Here is a 25,589-nt window from a genome sequence, read left to right as displayed (position 1 = left end):
ATATAAATATTGAACCTCCGTGTCCAATATTGGATCATTATTAAATTGGGCACATAGGACTGTCTCTCTGGTTTTCTATAAGAGAGGACAGTAGAAAAATGCCGGATCGTGAGATTCGGCATTTTTATCTCGTCCGAATTTTCTGCCGTCCACCGTCCTATCGATTATACAACGAAATATTATAACCATAGGTTATTATACGATCCATTTATCTTTCATTTCCCGAACAATGTCTTCGTCGTGCAGGTGGGTGTAGATGTCTTTGATATCATTTCCTTCGGCATGTCCCATTATGCGTTCGGCTATTCCGTCATGGATGCCTCTTCTTGCGGCTATGGTGCGGAAGGTGTGGCGGGCACGATGGAAAGTCATCGTCTTGTTGATATGCTGGTCTTTCATGATTTCTTTGAGGTAGCGGTTAGTTGGTTGATTGGTTAGCGGTGAGAATATCTTTTGGAAAGATTCTTTATCTTTATGTTCTTCTCCTTTTTTCGTTTTTATTGTGACTTCTCTTTCTAACAGTTGTTCTACTGTTTTGGATATTATAGGTATTTTATACATAACGTTTGTCTTTTTGCGTTCGTTGCATAGGAGGTAGTGGGTTGTAATGGTTGTTTCTTCTTTTTGATTTTCGTCTGATTTTGATTTTATCGTGACAGGTTTTAAGTCGCCGTAGGTTACATTGTCGAATTCAGCATAGGAAAGGGAGGTGTAGCAACTGAAGAGGAATTCTCTTAATACTTCTTTCTTGCCTCCTGTGTATGTGTTGTTATCATAGGCGTGTTGGAGTTTTTGGAGTTCTTCTTCGGTCAGGATATCGTTATTTTGGGCTTTGGTGATTTTCTTGATTTCAAATTTATCATAGGGGTTTTTCGCTATTTTTTCTTTGTCCACAGCTAGGCCTATCAAAAATTTAAAGTTGGCGTGTTTTTTATAGATGGTGGAGAGTTGGTTGCCTGTTTTGATTTCATGGTCATGGAAGCGTTGGATATAGTCGAGGGTTATTTCATCAAAGGTCAGGGCAGGTTTCCATTCTTTCATTTTGTTGATCAGGCTCTTATAGTTGTCTATGGTGCCTTTGGTGCGTGCGGATTGGATGAGTTCTATTTCGTTTTGGATAAAGGTGTAGAAGTCGGTATTGCCGTAGTGTTTGTCTTTCATTTGATGAATGAATTCGGCTACGGGGAGTGGTTTGAGGTAGTTGTCCAGGATAATGGTTTCGGCTTTGTGGGTTTGTTGTTTGATGAGTTGGTTGTAGTGCAGGTGATAGGGTTCGCTTGCTTTGATTTGTTTTTTGGTGTCGTTCCAGTGTTTGGGGTGTATGGATATGTTTAAACCTATAAACGTGGTACGTCTATAGGAGGTATAGCGAAGGCATAGTTGTTGTTTTCCTTCTTTTGTTTGATAGTTAGTACGTAATAGGATTTTTAGTGTTGCTTTCATTGTCAATTGCCTTTCTTTTAGTCTAACAATTATACAACAAAAACCTGTAATTTATGAAAGTTGCTTTTTTAGTCTTTCCACCACAGAAGACTTAATCGGCTGGTATTGTAGTGTTTCTTGAATTTATGGAATCTTATCTTCGATTCCTTTTTCTTCATCTGTAGTCCCAGGCAGTCCTGAAACCAATATTGTATCACATTAAATATGAGACAATTACATTACGTAATTATTTTGCACCCATACTTTTTCCTGTGAACTCGTTTTCTTCAATTCGCTTATTGAATAGTAGCATTCGCTTAACGGGATGCAAAGATAGAGATATTCTAATACAAAACAATACTTTGATTGATATTTTTTTTATTTTTGTTTGTAATATCTATTAAGTCCTAGTAGTTAATGTTTGTAAATTAGGACTTTAAGCCATGAATACAAAATTACTTTTTTTTTATTCGGAATTAATTAATAGTATTACAACCGACCCAATAAATAACAATGCTCATGAAAAATTAGAAAATTTCGTAAAAGATTTAATCGAATATTGCTCTAAGGAAGAGAATATTTTTGCAAGTTTTCGTTTCTTAAGAGAAATCAAATCGGATATTACTCTTAAGAAGAAGTTTTTATCAGGTAACAATAGCTATGAAATAGAATATTTAATAAATAAATTAATTGTCTATTTGGCAACTGAACTCGATGTTATCAGATATAAAATCTCAAATCCTAATTTGATAAATCTTGAATATTTAAAACCTGATATTCCTGAATTATTACACTGGACAGGCAAGAAGGTTGATTTAGTAGAGCTTGTATATGCAATAGCAAAGTCTATAAATGGAGGAAAAGCAAGTATGAGTAAAATATTCCGGTGTTTTGAATTTATATTTCAAATTAATCTTGGCAATTATTACGATATACTGGGAGAGATTAATTTACGGAAGTCAAACACAACCAGATACCTAGATTCATTACCAGAAAATATTTATTCGATTTTAAAATCATTAAACAATTGACTGAAGAATAGTATCTTATAAAAAAAACGTTCCCGATATCAGTACCGATATCGGGAATTTTTATTATTCAAATGAAACAACTTTGTAACCATGAAACATTAGAACAAATCATTATGGAACAAAAAAATTGTATTACGATCAAAGATGATGCCTTCAAAAGCATCATGAATAAATTGGAACGCATGGAAGAGTTTATGAAAGATTCGTTCGAAATTATTCAGAAGCTAAAAGGAAGTTTTTCAGAATTTGAAGATGAACCGTTAACTGAAAAAGCAGCAGCGCTTTTATTGGGAGTATCCGTAAGAACTCTACAAAGAATTCGAAAAAAAGAAGAAATTGAATATTTTCGAATCGGTGCTAAGGTCAGATATTATAAATCCCATATTTTATCTTATGGTAAAGATAAAATGAAAAATATGAAAAAGAATTAGAGAATTTATTATTAAGTTCCTTTAAACAGATATTATAATTAAACGCAATCCGTATGTTAGTAAATTCTGAGGATTTTGAAGGCTTCATGAAAATAATTATCTCCCGTTTCGATAAATTGGACAAAAGCATAGAACGTCTACTTAATCGCAAAGATGCTCTTAATGGCGATGAGCTGCTGGACAATCAGGATATGTGTCAGTTATTAGGTGTTACTAAAAGGACACTGCAAAGATACAGGCAAAAAGGCATTCTTACTTTCTATACGCTGGATAACAGAAAACCATATTATCTTAAATCTGAAATTCCGGAGTTTCTGATTGCGAATCGTCGAAAAAACAAGAAAGAATAAATCGGTTACTCTTTTGAGAATTAATACTTAAAAAAACAATTTTATAATAAATATTGACTACAAAAAGATATACACACCTCGCAAAAAACTCACTGCTCGATAAATAATTTTTCAAATTAGAACAGGAATAGAGATATTAAAAAATGTAATACCTTATTCCTGTTTGATTATTATTAAACTATCATACAAAATATTACCGTTATCTTAATCTATAAATTTAGCCATTTAACATAAGACCTTTCTCATTCAAAATAGCATGTTCAATAAATTCTTTTTCTTTAAAAAATTTACGAATAAAATGATTCAACTCATATGTATCTTTATATTTAGTTCGATAGACATATATTTTTCCATCTTTTACCAGAAATAAATTTACATTGTCGCTGTTTTTATCTTTAAAAATCCAACTTTCTATCATTAACAAATCAGGTTTTTCTTTAGATACATAATCCCATGCCCGATTCATATCCTTCTGAATTTTCTTAGAGTATTCAATTTTGCGTAAACCGGTATTCAGATCAAATAAAGTCAATGTACTCGTCTCATTGTTATAATACACGATTTTCGTTAAAACTGTATCAACTGTCAAAAAATCATATATATCTTTTTCAAAATTATAATTTGCTGCGTTTTTCATTTCAGGAGCAAGTACAATCACGGAATTTTCACTCGAAATTTCTGCCAAATATCCTTTGTTAATTATTGAGTCGATAGGATAACCTGAATCAATATAATGATCTTGATAAGTGTTTATCATTTTTGATTTTAAAGAATCAATTAGAACACTCTTGGATAAAGAGTTATAATAATGTTTTATATTAGAAATTTGAGCTATAGCATTACAACATAATATAGTCGCAATAGAGAATAAAATAATCTTTTTCATATAAACATATAAATTAGTCCCTAATTAATATAATAAGATTTTAGAATATTTCACCCTTGTTGCTGAAAACCGTTGCGGGGGTTATCTGAACTCCCCCGACGTTCATTGGAACCAGAACATCGGCAACTCTCTTTGAGAAGACGCTGTCCCCTGCTGCCCAGAAGTAGTCGCCCACAGTCAGCTTCCCTCGCGGGACGGGATTGCTGTATGTAAAAGAAGTCGGTTGGGGGTCAGGCACAGGTTTACCGTGAAATTCCCAAAAATTATCATGTATATATTTACTCGGTCCTGGACACTCGTCAACAGTTGCAATACGTTTATCTTCCGGACTTTTCGGATAAATCACATAATAATCAAATTCGTTGCTCATGGGTTTAATAGTTTTATTGTTTGTATTTTATTAATTGTCTGTCAAATTCCTATTGCTGCCAAATTTAACAAATATCTGCAAGGCAGCCATGATAATCTTTTAAAACCTTTGCACTTATTTAGTTCCGGCTTTGTCGGGGGCTTATATTCCCCGCCCTTTCTTTGGTGTGGGTGGGGCTGGCTTGATATGCGGTCTTATCGTCTGTCGTAGTTTGCTGAATTGCTCCCGGAACCAGTCGATGATGTTCTGCCCGTTGATAGATAATTTCAGCCTGTCGGAGTCTTTGCTCTCCTTAAATAGCTGTTTGATGGTGTCTATTGCCAGTCCGATACCTTTACATAGCTGCGCTATCCGTAAACGCTCCGGCATGCGGAAATACATCGAATAGCAAATTTATATCGTCCTGCGCCTTGTATGACTCATAATCCTGTTTGAGTTGCTCTATGCGGGTTTCGAGGTCTGATATTTCCTTTTCTTTCTGTTGGGCAAATATAAACCGATATAAATCTGAGAGAACCTACCTGCTTTAACTCTCCGGCAGGTAGGTTTAGGTTGTTTCTGCCATTAGATTACAGCTTCTTCTATTCTTATCTTTTTCTTCATCCGATTCAGTTTTTCAATTTTCTTTTTTATCCTTTCATATTGCTTATCATATACCTGTTTATGTTTGGAATATATTTCTGTTGTTTTTTCAGGAGAAATCAATTGAGCCATTTGCGTAACAATAAACTGTTTTTTGGAAGAAGCATTAAAGCTCATAAGTAACTGTTTAGTAATAAATAATCTGAGCAGGAAGCCTTTTTGCTCAGGCCGTATCCCTTGAATTATCGTTTTTTTATCCTCTTCATCCAATTTCTTTTTTTGTTCATCGGCTATACCGAACAGATAAAAGTATTTGGATTCTATATGTTCCAGTAATAAATACAAAAGGACTTCTTCCTCAAATGCGGATAATTGAGCAACGGGGATATCTATCGATTTCAGAATTGTAGCCGCATCTTTAGCTACTTTCGCTCGCATCTCTTCCTTGTTCTTTTCATCTTCTTTTTTCAGATCCTCAGCGGTTTCGCGTTTATCCTTCTCTTGAACAGGCACATAGCATATACGAGGGTTATTATCCCCTACTCGCAGGACTTTTTGAATTTCTCCTCTTGCTGCTTTTTCTTCAATATCCTGCATCTCTTCTTCATATTCATAGCATTTCACTTCAAAGTCACTCAATGCTTTTTTATATGCTTCTTCGCTCTTGTAGTATTCCTTCTGGGGTTGTTTCGGCGGTGTCGGTAATTCTTCGATCCTTGATGCTGTCTTCACCTCTACTCCGGACTCGCCCAACCGGTCTTTCATATCGGAAGGAATTGATTCTGCCGGTGTAACACACACTACGACAGCTACATCTTTTGCTGTTTCCTGTTTACAATATTCTATGGTATAAGCTTTTTGTTTTTCCTTCAGGCATTCAATATGAGTACATTTCCCTTTACAGTCGTCGAATAGCATACTTGTATCGGTATTGAAAGGGCAGGTTTTACATGCTGATTTATCGAATTTATAGGCACTAAGTTCCATTGTATAAAGGCGAATCATCCTGTCAGACAGCTCCTTTGTGCGTATATCTTTCCAGTTCATATGTCCTTCTGTCAGATAATGTTCATCATAAACACATTTTTGGATTGAACCGCTATATTTGGATAATTCAATACCGGAACTGATGGATAATTCTTTCATATCCATCAATACCCGGAACTCGGTTATCAGGTTTTGCAGCTTCAATCTGCTTCGGATATATTTTTCTGTCTTGCCGAATCTTACAATAAGCTCATCAATACCGGCTTCATTCTGTTCGATAAGATACTGAAAGGCATTCGATTCTTCGATAGCACTCAGATTCTCCCGCTCCAGATTTTCCGCCAAAGCCATCTCCATTACCTGGCGATCCGTGTAGTCCCCTACAATAGCCGGCATAGTATTTCCTCTTTTACCTATGGAATATAGGAATGAGCAAGCCCTGTACCGACGTTCTCCGCAGACAATTTCATACTTATCACCTTTAGGACGCAAGGTTATCGACTGTAACAGGCCGTTGGCCGCTATACTTTGGGAGAGTTCCCAGATAGCTTTTTCATCAAAATGCTTGCGGGGATTTAAAGGATTGGCTGCTATTCTGTCGAGTTCGATATATTGAATACCTGCCGGATTCAGATCTTTATCTTCAAAGGTTTCTATAATCGGGTGCTCATTTTGTATTTCCCTCGCACTTTGAATAACTATTTCAGATTTAGGATCAATGACAATATTGTCATTAGCTACAGGTTCCGGTTCCGATATTTCTTGCTCTTGTCCGATTGTTCCTTGTTGTTCCTTCCTTGCCTTCTTATAGGCTTCTGTCAAATCGAGAATAAGTATTTCAGAACTCCAGGTGGTATGATGGAAGCTTTCAGTCATACTTTCTTTATGAAGGATATTAAAACGTCCTATGTACTCCGCCAATCTTTTAGGCCTTGTCTTTGTCATATAATCTTTTGGTATCAGAACAATTGCTTTCCCTGTATCTGTTAGTGCTGATGAGAGCCATTTCAAAAAACTTGTCAGTTCTTTTCCCGAATAGGGAGGATTGGATACAATCAAATCGAAATGAAATTTACTTTCTATTTTTAGAAAATCATAAATATGGAAGACGGCATCCGGATACATGAGTTTACATATTTCAACCATTTCCCTGTCCTTATCAAAACCGATTACCTTTAGGTTATTTTCCAGCAGGTATTTAGTTAACTGGCCTGTCCCGCAACAGGCATCGAGAACGACATTATTATCCGGTATAAAATTATTCGTCAGCTCAACCAGCTGCCCGGCAGTCTTATCGGGAGTCAGGTATTGGTCGCTATGGACGCCAAAACGTTTTTGCCGTTCTATCATTGTTTGGTAAAGCCAGTTCTTCCCTGTATACTCGAATGGCAGCTCTCCATGTTGTTTATAATATTGGGTTATTTCCAGTACGGTACTCGGGTAACCGGGTTTCTTATTCTTAAAGTAAGAATTAGTCAGGGCAAATCTCTTACCTGTTATCTTTTTGAATGTTGTTTCCATTATTCTCTTTGTTTTTATTTATTATTTTTTTCCTGCTATTTTATCTGTCCATTTGCCGGATCGATAAATATGGTGTTCAACCGATTCGTTAGGCAATTCGTAGGTTACGACCTGTATATAGAGCGACGGATAGTTGATTTTATCCGTCATCTCCTGCATTTCCTTTATAGGGAATCCTCCTCTTGAGGCAAACTCCAGTTCACAATGCCCCCGATCCATATCGATAGTGTAACATTCGAACAATTCCTTTATATATCCGATGACTTGTTCCACAATGCTATCATCCGGACAATTAATTTCTGTGATATTGGTATGTATATTAGCCATAGTCGTTATTAATATTTACCTTTTTGATTATAGTTTAGTGATTTATATACCGGTAGATATGCTTTACACTCTCTATTTTATTCTTATTAAGGAATGAATGCCAGTAACGATATTTTCGGCTCCAACGGAAATTATGTACTCTGACATATTTACGTATATACCCCGGCGGCTTTACCTGAAAGCTAAGGCATAATCTTTTCTTTCGTCTGTGGATGGTCAGTTGCAAATAGTTTTTCTTTATACCTATTCGTTTATGGCGATAACTTTTTCGCACCATACATTTCAATTCCCTATACATATCAATTGACTACAACCAATTCATTTTCCTGTACAGGTATACGGCTCACAGGATGTTTACTATCCGAAACCGAAATCGGCTCATGCAAATTCTCTTCATCAAACGGATTAAAATTAATATGCAAACACATGTATTTGACTGCCTGCACAACATCGGTCAGTACATCCATCAGGAAAGTCGAATCTTTATGTAATTCTTCCAACCAACCCTTCAGATAAGTAATATGGTCTTTTCTGATACATGTTTCAATGCCCAAATAAAAAGCCATTAGTGCAGCAGATAATTCGGCAACCAGTTCTTCACGGGCATAGTTTTCGTCTCCGCACTTCAATCGGTTCAATCTATCCTTGTGACCTGTAGAATGGGTCATTTCATGAAGGGCTGTGCCGTAAAAGGATTCTCCGCTTTCAAACTGGGTTTTAAAGGGAAGAATTATCCGGTCATTGCCTGCCGAATAGTAAGCCCTGTTTGATAATTGAATTTGAATCGGGCATACCCACCGGCAATTATAGATGATTTCATCCAGTAGCGGATGATTGTACATCTCTTCGGCATTGAATTTAGGTTCAATGTAATGTTTTGCCTGTAATTCATTCCATTCATCCGGATATACTTCATTATAATTGGTCTGATCCAGATTAAAGACATCATAACATTTGGGTGTTGGAATCAGTGAATAAGATACCTTATCCATTTCATTCAATTTTTCATACTCGCTGATGGATATTAGCTCTTTCGTATTATAGTTATAATACATATAGGTGATATGGTAAACCGGGAATGAAACAGAGCCTTTGAGTATACGCACTCCTATCTTTTCGGCTTGCTTAAATGTCAGGAAGACCGGTGTACGATAATCTTTTGTTAAAGAAGAAAGCAGCAGCATAAAAGTATTGCCGCCACTGTAATATCGTCCGGAGAAATTTCGAGGCAGAAAATCTTTCCTCTTTACCGTGAGCCAGGGTTGCTCCCAATCGTCGGATATCTCCATAATACGTTTAATCATTAGGTTCGTGAATTTTTCAGCAGTCGCCAAAAGCCTTTTGTTTTTGATTTTCATATCGGAATATTTTATATCAATATTATGCACCTTGTCTTGGAGGAGGTGCTTTACCTCAAAGGCGCAAAAGTTTGCGTCCTTCAGGAAATACAAAGGCTTTCGATACAAATACTACCCGAAAGGGTGGAGATTTGCATCGAAACTTCTGTATAGCCTTTTATTTCCGATTAGAGACGCGAAATAACTTTGCCTTTGGGGTAAAGTATCTTGATATTACTTTAGTCCAAAATACCTGATAATCTACACCTTATATCATTATTATATACGATTCATCCGGGAGAATTCGGCGATATTTACCGGCCGCAATATCCAGGCGTTAGCCGGATTGCATCATGGGTAGCCCCTGTATTCAGAAAAATAGGTTTGGAAAACGTTTTTGAGGATAAAATACAGGGAAAGGCTACGCTTGAGGCAATGGGTATATAGGCTAGGTAAATAAAAATGCCGAATCTCACGATCAGGCATTTCCTTTCTGTCCTCTCTTATAGAAAACCATGAGAGACAGTCCTATGTGCCCAATTTAATAATGATCCAATATTGGACACGGAGGTTTATTTATCATTTAATAGATTGGCTTTTATTTTTTAGGAAATTACTTATAAGCCATCCAGTGACTAGATATATCATCCATTGGGACGATTTCTCCTTTTTGTTTATCTTTTAAGATTGTTGCGGAAAGGAATGTTTCTTGCTTTCAGCAACCGGGTTAATGTCCTGCAAGCAATTCCGGTTTTCTCCTCGATTTTCCGAACATAGGTATCTGTATCCCGGTACAGACGGATAGCTTCCTCTTCGGCCGCTATTCTTTGCTTTGTTTTAACCCTACAGCCACCACGTAGCGGTACTCCGCTTTTACGGATAGTATTGTAAAGATGAGAGTTATTTATACCTAACTTGATTTTGATATCCTGGTATGGAATGCCTTTTTGGTACATCTGTACCGCTTTTTCCAAAACCTTTTCATCCGGTTTTTCTTTTTTCACGAAAACTCTTGTCCTATGGGACGGAACCTTATTCTTTTTCAAAATCCAACGGATAGAAGGTATCGTGATATCTAACAATTCACTGATTTCCTTAGCTTCCTGACCTTGCCGGTACATACACACCACACTCTCTTCGACTTCCTTGTCTATTGACCTGTCCTGTTTCTTGAAAATATTCTTCCGTTTCAAGACACGGTACACGGTACATTTTCCCATGCTTAGGAGTTTGCTGATTTCTAAACATGTATAGCCATCCTGATACAGCTCGCCTACTAAATCATTCATTTTTGAGCGAAGAACTAAAGGAGCTGGTTCCTCCTTCTGCTGTTCCCTTAGAGACGCCACATAGTCTACGATTTCATATTCAGTCCATCTTTTCCGTTTTTCTGCCTGTGTATTATTTTGCATGATTATAATAGAAAATTTCAACATAATACTGATAGGAAAAAAATATTCGTTTTATCTTAACAAGCTCAGTTTTCTCCATTCTTTATTTTTTTTAATGCTACTATTATATACAAAGATACTTATTTTATATCCCATCCCAATTCCCCAATTTCATTCATGTTTGCGATAATCTTATTACCATGCTTCAATTTATTACCGACAATCATTCTCGAAATTGGGCGTCTGAGATATGTACGGATTGTACCCGCTACCTGACGCGCACCATATTTCGGAGTAAAGCCTTTTGAAGCAAGTGCCTTCCTTGTTTCTTCATCTATTTCCAATTCTATTCCCTGCTTTTTTAGAGCTTCTTCGAGGCTTTTGAGCTGGATATTAAATATCTTGAGCAACATAGTCTCGTTGATTGGGGAGAATGGTACTATTTCCGACAACCGGGCAAGGAACTCCGGACGAAAATATTGTCCCATCACCTCCATCAGTTGGGTTGTTGTAGGAGTCATTCCATTGTTTAGCTGCTCCGTGAGCCACTGGCTACCCACATTCGAAGTAAACAGTACGATAGCATTGGAAAAGTCACCCTCTTTGCCCAAGCGGTCGTGTAATTTTCCCTCATCCATAATTTGCAGGAAGATATCATAAACTGATGAATGAGCTTTTTCTATTTCGTCAAACAAAACTACGGCATAAGGCTGTTGGCGAATCTTATTGACAAGCAATCCTCCTTCTTCGTAACCGACATATCCCGGAGGTGCTCCGTAGAGCAAAGCTGCTGAATGTTCTTCTTTAAACTCGGACATATCGAAACGTATCATTGCTTTCTCATCATTAAACAGAACTTCCGCCAAGGATTTAGCCAATTCTGTTTTACCTGTTCCCGTAGGGCCTAACAAGAAAAATGAACCAATAGGCTGTCCTTGTTTATTAAGTCCGCTCCGTGATTCAAGGATAGCATCTACCAATGATTTTAAAGCGCCATCCTGTCCTACTACCCTCCTCCTTAATAAGTCTTCCATATTCAACAGGCGTTCTTTCTCTTGTGCCTGTACCTTACCAATCGGAATACCCGTTTTGCTGGAGATAATAGCAGCTACCTCGTGAACCTCAATGGTTTCTATCTTATCTTTGATAAATTCCCTAAGCGTATCCAATGCATTGTCAATATACTCAAAAAGGGTTTGGTAGTTATCTATTTCCTTTACGTCTGTTTCATCAGTTATCATACCCAACAATAGCGGACTGAGCTTATTTTGCATATTGAAGTATAGGAAGTGTAAATCTGCTAAACGTTCTTCTTCCGCTTTTTCAACATTTCCTTCAATCTCTGCTAATTGCTCTGTTAGCAACTGAATATCTTTTTTTGCTGTTTCGTTGACCATCTTAGCTGCCGAAAGGGTTCGGTCTATCAGGTCAATCGCAGAATCGGGAAGCTTGCGATCTTTGACGTAACGTTTGGCTAAACGGACACACTCTTCGACAGCCTCTTTCGATACTTTCAAATGATGAAATTCAGAATATCTTGGCAAAACAGATTGCATCATCAATACCGCCGATTGAATATCCGGCTCATTCACTTGCAATACTTCGAAACGGCGGCTAAACGCCTGATCAGGTTCGATCAGTTTGCGGTATTCATCAACTGTCGTAGCGCCTATTACGGTCAGGTCTCCTTTCGAGAGCTCCGGTTTCAATATATTGGCAGCTCCGCTGTTTCCTTGTTTGGGATCGAGCAAAACATGGATTTCATCAATAAAGAGAATGGCATTGTCAATATTGCGTATCTCCTTGATGATATTCTTGATACGGTCTTCTATCTCTCCTTTGTAGGTTGCTCCGGCAATCAAAGCCCCGAGGTCAAGCTCGTAAATCGTGGCTCCATCGAGATAAGAAGGTACGTTCTTATTGATTATGTCATGAGCCAACCCATCGACAAGGGCAGTCTTACCGACTCCCGAATCTCCGATAATCATGACATTCGGCTTGCTATGGCGACCAAGTATTTCCATCATCATGCGCGTTTCTTTATCGCGGCTGACGATGCTATGGATTTTTAGGTCTTCGGCAAGTGCCGTCTTATCAATGCAATATTTCAGCAAATTGACTAAAGGTGCTCCACTGCCCTCTTCCATCGGTATGGATGCAAATGTAGATGTATTGTTATTTACTCCGATCTTGGATATCGTTTCCTTATTACTGACATACAATTCAAAGATTTCGTTTTCCCTGATAGGAAAAGATTTTAATTGATCGATGGTGAAAGCCACATTCGGGCGTGCCATGGCTGTCAACACGCAAATCGGATTGATCTCCAGCAGTCCCAACTTTAAACGGACATTGTCTGACTCTTCGAACAGTTCCGGGATTTTTTCATCGGGAGTAATATCCGCTACTACGCCTGCCTTCGGGAAGTCGTCGATACGCATTTCTGCCCATTCGTTCAAGTATTCGATATCTTTATCCATGCTTTCAAGAAAGCTTCTAAGACCAATTTCCTTGTGTAATAAGGCTTTTAGCAGATGTGCCGCCGAATAGTTGGCATTATAATATTCGCGGGCTATCGATTGCGCTATGCGGATAGCGGTACGTACTGATTCGTTCAGATTGATAAAGTCCATAAGTTGTTTATATATTGCATTTTAGTACTATTATCTTTAATTTTTATTTACACTTTGTATCAGTGACAAAGAAAAACCATCTTCAAAAGTTATATCATTAGCTTCCATCACTTTTATAACATACCGATAATGAGGGGGAGATTGCTTTGATATCCGCATCTTCAAGTCATTAAGAACCCCTTTCTTTTTAAAATGGTCTGCATGTTGTATTTTAGGAGTTAGCTGTATTTCCATCACATTGATAATCCCTTCTTTATATCTAGGGCTCACCATTGCTTTACGCATAACATCTATATCACTGCAATATTTTCCGACCTCTATTTCACAAAAACTGATAATATTATATTTAGTCACAATTTTCCCTCTGGATATCAAATAAAAACGATTAATAGCCTTTAAGCTTTCTATATCATAAAATGTCCGGCCTTCGTTGACCTCTGTTAATAAAACGGCATCGGATTTATTTAACGCTGAAATTTTATTTGCCATCATTGCTGTTCCTTTAGATAAACCATTCAAACGCTCGGCAAGGGATGTCCAGTATTCAATTTTGACAGAGCCGGCATCTGGGTGCGGATTGATTCTTAAACGTGCAACCTCAGCATATTCATTCAGGCTATTAATATCTTGTTTATGATTTTCCTTATCAAGGATATCGGAAATAGAATTTAAAACAGATTGTATCTGCTCTTCATCAATATTTGGGAAAACAGATTTTTCATTTTGCAATGTATCAATAAAACGTTCCAGATAATCGTAAATACGGCTATCGTTAAGATCTTTTTTTCTGATAGGCTCTACAGAGTAGACACCCTTTTTCCCTATCGTGATAAATTCATCTTTTTCATAAGCAACCTGATGTGAATCTCTTATATCATATATTCCCAAAAACTCCTCTCCTGGTTCTGACGGAAGAGTTGTAATACCCGTAAAATCATCCAATAATAAACGGTGTTCATTATTTCGCCGATTTAGAACGGGGAAAGCATTTATTGCAACAAATATTTTCGCAATATCATCCTGTTGAAAGAAGGATGGAAATTTTATTGATATCCATATTCCCGAAGGGATTGAAGACGAAGCCTCTATATCCATTATTTCACGCAGCTCTGTAGGTAGGGTTATACCATCTTCATTCAAATAAAGCATATCTGATATAGTCCAATAGCGTTTTTTATAATAATCCAATACCTCCTGTTCTGTAGAATCAATATTTTTTAAGGAGTTTAAAGGCATCCCTGACTTTATTTGTAAACTTTTTCTTCCACAACTCCAACTGGCTTCTTTCAAGATTTCAAAATAATCATGATTATCATTCAAATGGGGAAAATCAAGATATAAACAAAAATCTTTCAATTTTTTGATATCCGAATGGTGTTCAAATTGTACCCATAGGGTATTATGACTTGCCTTTCCAGAAGTATGCATTATTGGTGTTTTATTCCCTGAATCATCACACATCCATAATGTCTGATCAAAAAATAAATGCTTTACAGACATGTTTAACAATGTTACATCTGAAACCGGAGTAAATGAGGGTGGCAGAATTACCTTATCTTTAAGATTATCTGGAATTTCTTTTAATAGGAATTCACTCTCCTTATGTAATTTGTATTGAGGGATTTCCGGTGTTATAAATAAAATACCATGCGCAGGACGCACATAATTGAGGTCTATAGGTGCTAGATTATGAACCAGTTTTTCTAATATAGTAGAATCTACATCCTCCAACCTGTTATCCAATAAGAATAACTCATTACATGTTTCTTCGATAATTAAGTGAACTAACGAGTTCAGGTTATTCATGTGTGGAATATCCCAAACCAGATTCGCATAGCGAATAATCTTATTTCGAATGGCTTCTCTACTTTTCATTCTGTATTCTACCTCCTGCTTTTTGTCTTTCTACTTATGGTAACAACTCCTTATCAACCCAGTAATATGCCTGTCCGTTAGATTCAAATTTCTCTGCTTCATCCAGCTTCTTTTTCATCTCTTTGAAATAGATAACCAGTTGCTCCAACTGCGAATCCGTCAGTCTTTTTTTCTTTTTCAAGTCTTTGACTGTATATCCCTTCAATTCTTCGCTGTATGCAGGGCAATGTGTAATATGTGTCTGAGCTTCAGCAAGAGTCAATTTTTTAAGGTGCTTGTTCTTCTGTTTACAAAGCTTGCAATATTGCATCTGTTTCATATACAGGTTATATAAATGCCTACGTATGATACCAGTATTGGCATATTTTCCTTTTTGCTCTTTTGCTTGGTTACCTATACTATCGGTTGGTAGTGTTTTTTCGGTAAAACGATCCTTTACTGATAGATAGTTTCGTTGATTCTGTTGTTCTATTTCTACGAAAATATCATCATCAGGACAATTACAAGGTTTCTTCGCCTTTTTTTTCTTTGCTTTTGCCAGATCGATATAATCAACCTCGTACTTAGACAGGGACTCAACAAATTCTTTTACTTCCTGCATTTCACTTTCATTAAGTAATAGCTTATAACCGATTGTTTGACGGAGTGAATCATCCAACATGATAGGCTGCGAGGATAAAGCCCAGCCCGGCAAATCGTTCTTGAAACCTGACACGATATTTTTCTTAGGCATGCGTTGAGCTTGTAAACCATGATGGATAACAAACAGGCTGTCAAAGCGGGTACGGTTATTTCCGGTAGCGGCAAAAGCCGAGCTCATATACTGTATCAGGCTGGTGTTATCTTCTTTTATCTGTTGAAGGATCGTATCGACATTATTTGTCAGCACATCTAACGAAAGGTTTTCTCCTTTTTGCGGAAAGAAAACAGCTCCTTGTGTAATACTGCTTTTGGGGAAATCCAAACGATAGCCGTTTTTTAATTCACCCACTTCGGTGAAATAATTATCATAGCGGAGTTGTTTGGGTGATACCAGAATATCACCTTTGGTTTTGAGCATTTTGTCGGAATAGGAAGTGATCATCGATTCGATATTCAGCACAAAATTGTTATAATTGTCTGCTTCGCCGGAATAAACCTGAAAGCCTATAACACGACAATTATTAGCTGCAAGTTTTTCTTTTATATCTTCTGTAATTTCCTCAGATGAAAAACCCGTTTCTCCAACTACAACAAGTAGGTTAGTGGATTCAGACTCATCTTTTACTAAATCAAAGGCCTTATTAATGTTTCCCCATGCACGGCTGACATTGATTGGCCTGAGTTCTTTCTTTCGGTTTGCCTTATCTGACAAGTAATTAATCAACTGGGAGTAGTCGGAGTTTAATTCTTTAAAAACAGGATTAAAAGAACGGGGCTGAGTGTCAAAATCCATTACACATCCAAATCGGTAAAGATAATCATCACTCTTGTTTTCGAACAGGGGTTGAAGGTTTTGAAGGGCATTGACAATCTGAGGGAAATGGCTTATCGTATGTTGTTTGCCATCCAGAATAAAGACAATGTTGATATGTTTGAGTTTCTTAGAAATAGAGCGAAATTTGCGGTAACTGATATGTCCGCCATTAACATTAAAAATATAATTAAGATTGTAATCCAGCATTGGAATGTTCAATACTGTTTTGAAGGCACTGAATCTCCCTTTCTCCCCATAAGAATAAACGGGGTTGTATTTAGCGCTTTTATACTTTTCACTGATAACATCCTGCAAATCTTCCATTTCTTCATTGGGTAGGATTGTCAGTCCTTCCCGCAATTTCAACTGCAACTTATATTCGGGAATACTTTTCCGGTCGATATAAAGCACCTGTCCGGCATCCTGCAACAAACCGTTATCTATCCAACCCATTATATCTTCGTCGGCAGTTTCGGGCGCCAGTTCTGCTTTTTTTGCAATAAGTGTTTTTGTCCGGTCTTCGGATTGTTTCAGGGGATATACAAGGGTGTAAACAGAGGTATTGCCAGCCTGTTCTTCCATCTTCAGGTCTTTATACAATTTGATGGAATCATTTTCAAAATATTTTTCAGGTTCACCAAACATTGTGGTGTCTGAAAATGCGACCAGCTGCTTGTTTTTACGTCCTGTAGATATATCAGTTACGGATTGATAGTTTAGTAAGAGGTTGGATTTATGAATCCAGCCATAATATTCCGCTTTTTTATAGTCTAACTTTCCATTTTTAAGAATATCGGGCGTGTATTTTATTAGTTTCAAATATTCGGACTTTCCTTTCTTTCCGATAACAAGGAATGGCTCTAAATAACCTGTATCCTTTGCTTTGATCTTTCCTCCTGCGTTATTATAAGTGACGTTGTTAGCCCTGTCGGAATAGACGATCCAAGGTTTCTTGTTTATATCAGTTTTGGGAGCTTTGATTTCTCCTCCGCAATAATTCATCGAATATTCTCTCGGGACTTTTTTCACACGGGTAAACATGTGTACCGGGCCACAGGATGTCACGATAAACAAAATTGCAATTAGTATCAATGTATTATTAAGGAAGCTTCTCATTACCGGTTGGATTGTTAGTTAAACTCTGGGATATTAATTGTCATATTGTACGACGATCAGTTTCTGAATACAGGCATCATTCAATGGATCGAGTTCGATGATTACATTATCTATGGTAGTCTTTTTCCGACCGATAATCTTTAATCCCTGACAATAGGAATAGAAATCATTTTTCTTATTATTGTTGACAACAACAAGGGTATTGGGATTATTACACAGGTAGGTAGAAAGTACATAATTGTAATTCTTATTGAATGGCTTTTGATCTATAATATTTTGCAATTTCTCTTTTATATCGTTACCGATAAGCGATTCCACGTCAGTAGATTCATCCTCTGTATATTGTGGTAATATTTCGATCTGGTGACGAACCGGATATTGCGTTTCTTCGGTCGAAAGCAAGACTTCATAATTGCCCGGAAGTTCGTATTTATAGATAGCGGATTTTTCACGCGAGTCGACAATACCTGTTTCGCCGAATTCCCAACGCCATTCTTTGGAAGGGCCTTCACCCCTGAAAATGATGTATTCTCCCTGCATTGCCGTTTTAGGGGCTTCAATATGTACCAACTGTTCTTCTTCGTCGTTCTGTTTTGCCCGCACATTAATGACAAATTTCTTTTCTTGTTTATTGTCTACTTTAAGGCGTATCTGATAACGCCCTGTTTCGGCAAAAGTATATTTGCCTTGTTGTGAGGTGGATTCGTCTCCGTTGCCAAATTCCCATAACCACGCATTAGCTCCTTTTGTACTGTCGTTGTAAATTATAGGCTGTCCGATTTCAATATCCAACGGACTGACTGATGCTGCAATCTCCCGCGTGGTAAATAAACTACGGATGACAAATGCCAGAATGATACACAGTGCAATAACACCGATAACAACAAAAACTCTATAATTATTTAATTTCCCCATAACAGGTTATGTTAGTTTTTCGTATTTTTCAAATCTTCTTTTTTCTTCTGCAAACCAATTTCACATTGTTCGAGATTTTTGCGGAAATTGGCTATATTCTGCTGTTTGCTCCACAATTCTTTACGGTCGTCGAACCACTTGCTGTAAAAACCGGAGGTCTGCTGGAAGATTTTATAGCGTCCGTCGTGGCTGTTTTTTTCATAAATACGCTTCAAATCGTTCAGGTAGTATTTGATATCGTTCTCTTCGTAACTGGCATTGATACCGGGATTAAATGCTATGATCTTTTGGTAAATGGAGTCTATAATAACCATTTCCTCGCTTTGTATATCCTGAAAACTGCGGATACGTTCCATCTTGGAAATGGCAAATTCCTTGCGAGCTGTACTTTTGTCATCCGACCTGTAATAAAACATGCACATACAACAGATAGCTGTTGTCACAATAAACATCAGGCTGACATAGACAAAGCCGATTATCTTTTCCCTACGGTTCTGGGTACTTTTCTTTTTATTTCCGTGCATATCTTTATTTATTAACGGTGATTCCCCCGATAGTAAGCCTGCGGGTGGTTTGCTTGTTATCTTCCATACATTTCACCAGGTCGGCTTTTACCAAGTCTTCTTCCGAGCGGGCGGTACGGATAGAGTCCTTAACAGCCAAGAAAGTATTGACTTGGCTCATCAACCGTTTGTGCAGACGCACATCCGAGTTAGCCATCCCCTCAAGGGAGTTGAGAATCTCTTGCTTACGTTTGCTGACACTGTTCGATAGCAGGGCATCATTCAGATTGGTATTGAACTTGGTCGTGTAATTGTACAGGGAATCGATGCGGGATGACAGTTCGATTTGCTGTACGTAAATCCGGTCGTATTCTTCTGTTTTATTGACTATTCGTTCAACTTCAGTCCGTGATGTCTGGAGAAAGCTCCAATAGACTAATACTCCGATAGCGACACAAGCCACCAGGTAGCCGGCAAAACGGAAATAGCCTTCATAAATTTCTTTACTGTTCTGAGCACGCATATTATTTATCTTTTATTTTATTAAATCAAGGCCTTATCCTTTCTGTACTCCCTTTGAGAGTATAAATCCGGCGTTCTGATGTATTCCTCCTTTGAAGAGGTACTACAGATGTTGCCACATGCTTTACAATCTCTCCTTCTTCGGCTTCACTTGACAGGTAGAGTATGAAATAATTATAGCCATAATTATCATCTACATAGATTATGAAATCAATATTATCATCCCCATCAAGATCGCCTATTAACCGAAATTTGACTATTATGTCTCCCGATTCATCCATTGATTTAAAAATACATTGCTTTCTGTCTCCCTGTTCTATGGTTATGCTATGACTACTACCCATAGTATCATTAAAGCGGTATTCGTAATTGTGAATGAATTCTCTTTTTATCTGATAAGTCTTCTCTTTATACAAAAATTCAAATTCTTTTCGTACTCCGTCCTCTGTACGTTGGTTAAAACTCAAATCTTCAAATTCATGATTGTATTGCTTAAAGCCCTTAAAATGAAAGACAACGTCGTCAAAATCGTTAACTGGTATTTCTTTATCAAAAACGGGAATAGAGTAATAGTCTAAACTATCAATCCTCTCTTTTTTCGGACACAAAAATTTCACAGAATCAAGTATATATATATTATCTGATAAATTATCGCAGTAATCAGAACTTACCCGATAGAGCATTAAACCGGACTCATCTCTCGAGAAAGGGAATATCTGGGAAAAAGCTGTTCCGACTCCAATTTCATATCCGTTATAAGAATAATCTATATTCCCAAATCTAAATAGGAAGTATTCTTTATTTTCAGAATCAGTAATATTATCCGTATTCTTATTTTGGCACGATGCAAACAGTGCGACTTGTAATATTAATAAAAATAGTATAAACTGTTTCATAATTATTTGACTACCTATATCAATCAAGACCTTTGATTACTGGTTGATCAATACCTCGAACTTGAGGTATTACACATGTTGCCACATGCCTGACCAATTCTTCTGCCTCTGCTTCGCTTGACAGATAGAGCAGATAATAGATGAATCCCTTCCCTTGCTCATTATCCCAATTCTCAACTCTCAATATAAAATCCCCCTCCCCATCGTCATCATAATCTCCTGATATATATATATATATATGATTCCTATTCAATTTATCAAGGGTTCTGAAGAAGCACTGTTTTTTGTCTCCCACCTGCATAAACAGGCTAATATCGCAGATATATCTGGGGTTTTCCTCATCTTGTCTGTAGTCGGAAGTCAGAATAAATTCCTGTTCTTTATCCGAATACACTATTTTTTTATTGTCAATCAAACTTTCTGGTGCTGTATCTTGATCATAATAGAAAGGATCTATTTTTCGATTGTAATTCTTCAAGCCCTTGAATTGGAAAATTACATCTTTTATATTATCTATACCTAAGTCTTTATCGAAAGTAGGGATATAAGTATAATGACGGCTACTATCTTTGGCTGTTTTGGAATATTTTTTCACTGCTCCTTCCAATTTGACAAAATCAAGCCAATAGTCTCCAAAACCTGCGTAATATAACAAAAGTCCAGAATCGCCGACGTTAAGTGGAAAAATATTAGTTTCCAATCCTGTCCCCGGAATAATTTCGTAATCTTTATACGAATAGGTCTTCTCGTCTAAGTGGAATGTATAGGGAATATCGTTCGTCGCACTTTTATTCTGACAAGAGCTAAATAATGATATATGTAATACCAATAATAATATAATCTGTTTCATAATTATTTCCCTCCCATTATTTGTCTTTGTTCTTCCAATATCGGATTGGTTTCGGTAGGTTCTGCTTCCGGTATGATTAATGTTTCTTTCCATTTCTTTGCTTCCTTTTCACGTTCTTTCCGTTTCTTTTCCAGTTCTTTCTCCATTTTCTCCAGTTCTTTTGGCGTAATATCTTTGTCTTCTTCCTTTGCTACCTGCAGGCAGATTTCTTCTTCCGTACCATAATAGACAGCTTGGTCGTTGATATAGAAACCACCTATACCGTCCTGCATAGCTTTATTATACCCTTCATAGCGGGTTTTCGCCTGATAAGTATATAAACCACCCATTGTTGTTGCTTTATACTCACTCTCATTTGCAATAATCCGTTCTGAAATGGCCATATATTTGTTTGTTTTTTCGTCCGATGGCCACACAGATACGCCATCGTTCGATATCAACCTGATATACAGGATATAACGACATTTTCCAAATAATAGGCTTTTATCATGTTCATTCTCATCGAATATTTCTATTAGTTTACTTTTAAAGTCAATTTCGCATTCTTTATACGCCATTCCCTTGATATTGGTAGGAGCAGAAAACGCATACCGAAAATCCGGCTGAAAGTCTCTTATTGCCCCAAGTTCGACTTCCTTCGCCACAGCAAGGCAGGTTTCCTTATCTCCCGAGAAACCACGCGGGTAGAGTATCATCTTCAGTTCCAAGCGGGTATCGGGTATCGCATCCATATACCGAAGGTCAATTATATGAGGAGCCATATAGTAATATGTTTTATCTTCGGGATTTAAGGTCTTATTTAACCATTTATTGAGAATTGGAAGATATGATTTTGCTTTTTCAGGAAGTCTTAGTCTCACCGACAGGTTAACCATCATATTTATCATCCATCGGTACATTTCGGGGAAGTCGCTGAGGTCTATCTTACCCTTGTCCTTGTTGTAGTTCAGCTCGTCACGGTCGTAAGGCAAGGCGAGTGTCTTGCGGTTATCGACGAGGAACTTCTTATAGCTGTAATGCGACACCTGCTCTATATTGGGGTATTCGATCCGTTTAGAGAATACAACATTATGCAAAAACTGCTCGAAAGGATCCCAGCTAAATAAATAATTCATGATCAGCATAAAAATTCCAACAATGAGTGCAAATATATTAAACATTGCCGACACAAGAAAAACAGCACCCATTATTGCAACTCCTGCTACCATCACCCCCAGCACAATAAAGCCCATGGCTATATTAGCGAGCCCAAGAGTGGTATTTCCGTTTTTCATATAGGTGAATCCGTCCCATATCATCATGAGGGAGTCGTAGACAAGCATACCTATACCAAAGGCTTTGGTCACGGTAAGCCCCTTGCGCAAGAGCCATGTCGCCCGCCCCTTGCTGATACCCAGTTTGGAGTATGCTCTGCGGGAGATACGGGTGTTGTCGAGCGATTTGCCTTCGAGATACGTTGTACGCATTTCGGCACAGATACGTGCAAGGCCTTTGAAATCATCCATCGAGAACTCCTCCGCATCAGAGAAATATTTGTGGAGGGTCGTAGCAATGACTAAAGCCGTATTGCAAATATTCATCACATCGGATATTTGCCCCATGATATCGAAAAATTGCTGCTTTTGAGCACTGTTTTTGACCATTTTCTTGTATTCGAGAGTTTGCTCCAGATTGCTACGATTGATATTGGAGATATCGTAAGTACCAACAATCTTAGTCTTGTTTTTGCCTCCGTTATTGCTTTTACGCGTTTCTCTGATATTGCCTCCTGTCTGCCTGATCAATTCTACGGCTTTGGTGAGATCTTCGGCGGAAAACTCGTCTATTTTGGCGTAATTTTTACACGAATACCTCAATTTTCGGCAGGCTTTGCGCACATTATCTTCGAAATGGCGTATATCATTTTCACTAGCTAATCGCATCATAGATTTACGGTTGACATATGTCAATAGTTCCATATATCCGATAGTAGCAGAGCAAACCATACTCGATAAAGAGCTAAATCTTTCGATATCTCCAAGAGCATTTATAACCTCTACTTTGGAAATCAGTTTCGCATGTACAGCCGCTTGGGCTACCTTTTCGTCAACACCCAAGTATCCAAGTTGGTCGGGCACTGTTTCCTCCATCGTAAGAGCTTCCTTGAGAAAATTTTCCCATTCGTTTTCCGTATCAGCCAGTTCGGGCTGGATAAAGAGTTCTATTTCCCAAGGGAGTTTTGCCAGTATTTTGAGGTGGCTCTGGCATCTTTCCTGCCCGATCGTATATCCATCGGAATTGTTGTAATAATCGACCAACGCATTCTGATAGTAAGCCGACCGTAACATTGTAGCCAGTGATTCGCGAAGCCCTTCTATTTTTTTGCGAAGTTTTTCACGAGCATCATAAGCCAATACTTTTTTGATCTTATCAGGCGATATGCGTTTGATGTATTTTTTCATATCATCATATCGGTCTTCCATCTTTTCGTATGCCTTATCCACTTCCTTGCTCAGGTCTTTTTCCGTTATGTCGTTTTTTTCGCGCTTAATATCTTCCCTTATATTTAGTTTGATATGTTCTTTCTTTGGCTCAGGGTCGGCAAATTTCATCAGTTTTTCGTTGAACAAAATATTATTAAGCACCAATGCACTATCGAACAATGCCTTGTACTGGTCAGGATTTTCGCCCGCAGTATGTTTCTCAAAGTATTCTTTATACACATCGAAACCTTTATTTGCCATCTCGCGATATTTGAAGTCAACAGAATGAGAATTGTTGAGCGAAGCAATAAGGCCACTGAGGATCAGGTGCTCTTTTTCAAGCATATCGGCAATATCATCGGCTGCACCAAACGGATCATTTAACGCAAACGAATACATGACGTTATCATTAGTTGTTGGCGTTACTCCATAGGTATAATAATATCCGGGGTTATCAATATCATCCAATATTTTTGTTTCTTTCTTTTGTTCGTTATCAGATAGAGGGTTATTTCCAAGCCAATCGGCAACATCTATTTTCTGAAATCTTTTCTTTATAGCAGATTTATCGGCCATCATATTCAGTACTTGCTTCCGGCTCCATTGCGTTTCCGAATAGGCAATCCAAACGACATCATCTTCTTTGAATTCTATAAACGTTTTACCTTGCTTTATCGGCTCTCTAGGTGTCGTATCCTCCGGACTGAAAGATTCCCAGACGATAGGGCAAAATAAGGTTGTCCCTTCGGTAGATATATAATATTCGCGCCAATGGTTATCCCGGTTTTCAAATAATATATATAAAAATCCACCACCCGAGCCGAAAGAGAATGCTCCATAGATAAAATTAGCTATGGCTGGAGCCGAAGCGGGTAATTTTTCATCCGTTTTATCAAGAGTGTAACTCAAGCCACAACGGCTAAAGGTAAACGGAATGCCTTTTATCGGTTCGTCACTATCGTCGACGATTGAGGAGTCTGTCGATGCAGATTCCTTTTCAATAGTAAGTACAGACGTGCCTCCCACCGCAGGCATTTCCGGAGAAGTGACCTTGTTAGATACTGTATATTGAAGTAAAACGCTTTTATCACTCATAGCACAAATATTTTTTGTTACTCTTATCAAATAATTTTATCAGAATCTGCAGCTCAGTTTCTTTAGGTTTAGGTTTCCATTTAGCAGTTTTCGATCCATCTATCGAGAATGAGATTTTCCCCTCGATACATTTTTCTTTTACGGTATGGATTTTTTTCTGTTTATCTCCAGTTTGGGAGTAAACCTCAAGAAGCAAATCATTAGCATTCAATCCTTCTAATGTGGCATCTACCTTTATGCTATTACCAGGATTCAATTCTCCTGTAACGGAAGACGAGATATTCAAAATACGAGGAGGACAATCGCCAGATATACATATAGTGTCTGTCGTGATCGTTTTCTTCTTTTTCTTGATACTTATATATGAGGCTTTCAAGTGATAGGAATAAGAACCACTGGTCAAATTATCTATCGTAACTGTATAATTCTCATCCGATTTCTTGGTAATTCTCGATTTTATATCTTTCTTATTCTGAGAGATCAATACCCATTCTATAGTATCATCCAATATATCGCTATGATCTATATCGGGTATCGCGAAAACATTTTCCTGACCTGCTATTAAAACGACTGCCTTCTTTGAAACAGACTTAACTTCTCCCTGCAGATGTTGAATCTTCAATCCCATATC

At 37.6% G+C, this 25,589-nt stretch carries 21 protein-coding genes; 3 read left to right on the top strand and 18 right to left on the bottom strand.

The window, feature by feature from the left end:
• Positions 1-195 precede the first annotated feature (195 nt).
• Positions 196-1,443: a site-specific integrase gene (locus tag D0T66_RS13945; protein ID WP_163357921.1), complete on the bottom strand. Its 1,248-nt coding sequence runs from the start codon at positions 1,441-1,443 to the stop codon at positions 196-198.
• 422 nt (positions 1,444-1,865) lie between these two features.
• Here D0T66_RS13945 and D0T66_RS13940 point away from each other — a divergent pair, with 422 nt between their 5' ends.
• The 3 genes from D0T66_RS13940 to D0T66_RS13930 all read left to right on the top strand — a co-directional run bounded on the left by D0T66_RS13940 (position 1,866) and on the right by D0T66_RS13930 (position 3,234).
• A complete protein-coding gene (locus D0T66_RS13940) occupies positions 1,866-2,453 on the top strand; it encodes an RteC domain-containing protein (protein ID WP_163357920.1) in 588 nt (195 codons plus the stop codon).
• Positions 2,454-2,566: 113 nt separating this feature from the next.
• Entirely contained in the window at positions 2,567-2,884 is a 318-nt protein-coding gene (locus D0T66_RS13935; protein WP_163357919.1) for a helix-turn-helix domain-containing protein, read from the top strand.
• 53 nt (positions 2,885-2,937) lie between these two features.
• Positions 2,938-3,234: a helix-turn-helix domain-containing protein gene (locus D0T66_RS13930; protein WP_163357918.1), complete on the top strand. Its 297-nt coding sequence runs from the start codon at positions 2,938-2,940 to the stop codon at positions 3,232-3,234.
• Positions 3,235-3,451: 217 nt separating this feature from the next.
• Here the strand turns inward: D0T66_RS13930 and D0T66_RS13925 are convergent, their stop codons facing one another.
• The 17 genes from D0T66_RS13925 to D0T66_RS13845 form a co-directional block, all read right to left on the bottom strand.
• On the bottom strand, positions 3,452-4,120 hold the full coding sequence (locus D0T66_RS13925; RefSeq protein WP_163357917.1) for a hypothetical protein: 669 nt from the start codon (positions 4,118-4,120) through the stop codon (positions 3,452-3,454).
• Between the two features lie 40 nt (positions 4,121-4,160).
• Positions 4,161-4,490 carry a hypothetical protein gene (locus tag D0T66_RS13920; protein ID WP_163357916.1) on the bottom strand — a complete coding sequence of 110 codons (330 nt, stop codon included), beginning with the start codon at positions 4,488-4,490 and terminating at the stop codon, positions 4,161-4,163.
• 141 nt (positions 4,491-4,631) lie between these two features.
• On the bottom strand, positions 4,632-4,871 hold the full coding sequence (locus D0T66_RS13915; protein WP_185154847.1) for a hypothetical protein: 240 nt from the start codon (positions 4,869-4,871) through the stop codon (positions 4,632-4,634).
• Positions 4,872-5,054: 183 nt separating this feature from the next.
• Complete coding sequence (locus D0T66_RS13910) at positions 5,055-7,580, bottom strand: ParB/RepB/Spo0J family partition protein (protein ID WP_163357915.1); 2,526 nt, start codon at positions 7,578-7,580, stop codon at positions 5,055-5,057.
• A 21-nt stretch (positions 7,581-7,601) separates the two neighbouring features.
• Positions 7,602-7,907: a hypothetical protein gene (locus D0T66_RS13905; protein WP_163357914.1), complete on the bottom strand. Its 306-nt coding sequence runs from the start codon at positions 7,905-7,907 to the stop codon at positions 7,602-7,604.
• A gap of 299 nt (positions 7,908-8,206) precedes the next feature.
• Entirely contained in the window at positions 8,207-9,265 is a 1,059-nt protein-coding gene (locus D0T66_RS13900) for an ArdC family protein (RefSeq protein ID WP_163357913.1), read from the bottom strand.
• Positions 9,266-9,918: 653 nt separating this feature from the next.
• Positions 9,919-10,656 carry an IS630 transposase-related protein gene (locus tag D0T66_RS13895; RefSeq protein ID WP_163357912.1) on the bottom strand — a complete coding sequence of 246 codons (738 nt, stop codon included), beginning with the start codon at positions 10,654-10,656 and terminating at the stop codon, positions 9,919-9,921.
• 119 nt (positions 10,657-10,775) lie between these two features.
• Entirely contained in the window at positions 10,776-13,268 is a 2,493-nt protein-coding gene (locus tag D0T66_RS13890) for an ATP-dependent Clp protease ATP-binding subunit (RefSeq protein WP_163357911.1), read from the bottom strand.
• Between the two features lie 36 nt (positions 13,269-13,304).
• The gene (locus tag D0T66_RS13885; protein WP_163357910.1) at positions 13,305-15,143 is read right to left on the bottom strand and encodes a hypothetical protein; all 1,839 of its coding nucleotides are present in this window, start codon (positions 15,141-15,143) and stop codon (positions 13,305-13,307) included.
• 34 nt (positions 15,144-15,177) lie between these two features.
• A complete protein-coding gene (gene tssR, locus D0T66_RS13880) occupies positions 15,178-17,715 on the bottom strand; it encodes a type VI secretion system protein TssR domain-containing protein (RefSeq protein ID WP_163357909.1) in 2,538 nt (845 codons plus the stop codon).
• Between the two features lie 33 nt (positions 17,716-17,748).
• Positions 17,749-18,630 (bottom strand): PKD domain-containing protein, encoded by an 882-nt coding sequence (locus D0T66_RS13875; RefSeq protein WP_163357908.1) that lies wholly within the window; start codon positions 18,628-18,630, stop codon positions 17,749-17,751.
• Between the two features lie 11 nt (positions 18,631-18,641).
• The gene (locus D0T66_RS13870; protein WP_163357907.1) at positions 18,642-19,154 is read right to left on the bottom strand and encodes a type VI secretion system transmembrane protein TssO; all 513 of its coding nucleotides are present in this window, start codon (positions 19,152-19,154) and stop codon (positions 18,642-18,644) included.
• A 4-nt stretch (positions 19,155-19,158) separates the two neighbouring features.
• Complete coding sequence (gene tssO, locus D0T66_RS13865) at positions 19,159-19,656, bottom strand: type VI secretion system TssO (RefSeq protein ID WP_163357906.1); 498 nt, start codon at positions 19,654-19,656, stop codon at positions 19,159-19,161.
• Positions 19,657-19,681: 25 nt separating this feature from the next.
• Positions 19,682-20,551 carry a hypothetical protein gene (locus D0T66_RS13860; RefSeq protein WP_163357905.1) on the bottom strand — a complete coding sequence of 290 codons (870 nt, stop codon included), beginning with the start codon at positions 20,549-20,551 and terminating at the stop codon, positions 19,682-19,684.
• 19 nt (positions 20,552-20,570) lie between these two features.
• Positions 20,571-21,401, bottom strand: a complete 831-nt coding sequence (locus D0T66_RS13855) for a hypothetical protein (protein ID WP_163357904.1) — start codon at positions 21,399-21,401, stop codon at positions 20,571-20,573.
• A gap of 2 nt (positions 21,402-21,403) precedes the next feature.
• A complete protein-coding gene (locus tag D0T66_RS13850) occupies positions 21,404-24,958 on the bottom strand; it encodes a toxin VasX (RefSeq protein ID WP_163357903.1) in 3,555 nt (1,184 codons plus the stop codon).
• Positions 24,951-25,586: a hypothetical protein gene (locus tag D0T66_RS13845; protein ID WP_163357902.1), complete on the bottom strand. Its 636-nt coding sequence runs from the start codon at positions 25,584-25,586 to the stop codon at positions 24,951-24,953. Before D0T66_RS13845 ends, D0T66_RS13850 begins: the two co-directional genes overlap by 8 nt.
• Positions 25,587-25,589 lie beyond the last annotated feature (3 nt).

The organism is Dysgonomonas sp. 25 (assembly GCF_010501075.1).
Classification (GTDB): domain Bacteria; phylum Bacteroidota; class Bacteroidia; order Bacteroidales; family Dysgonomonadaceae; genus Dysgonomonas.
Note: the sequence above shows the minus strand (reverse complement) of the source record. Positions and strands in the feature narration are given on the sequence as shown.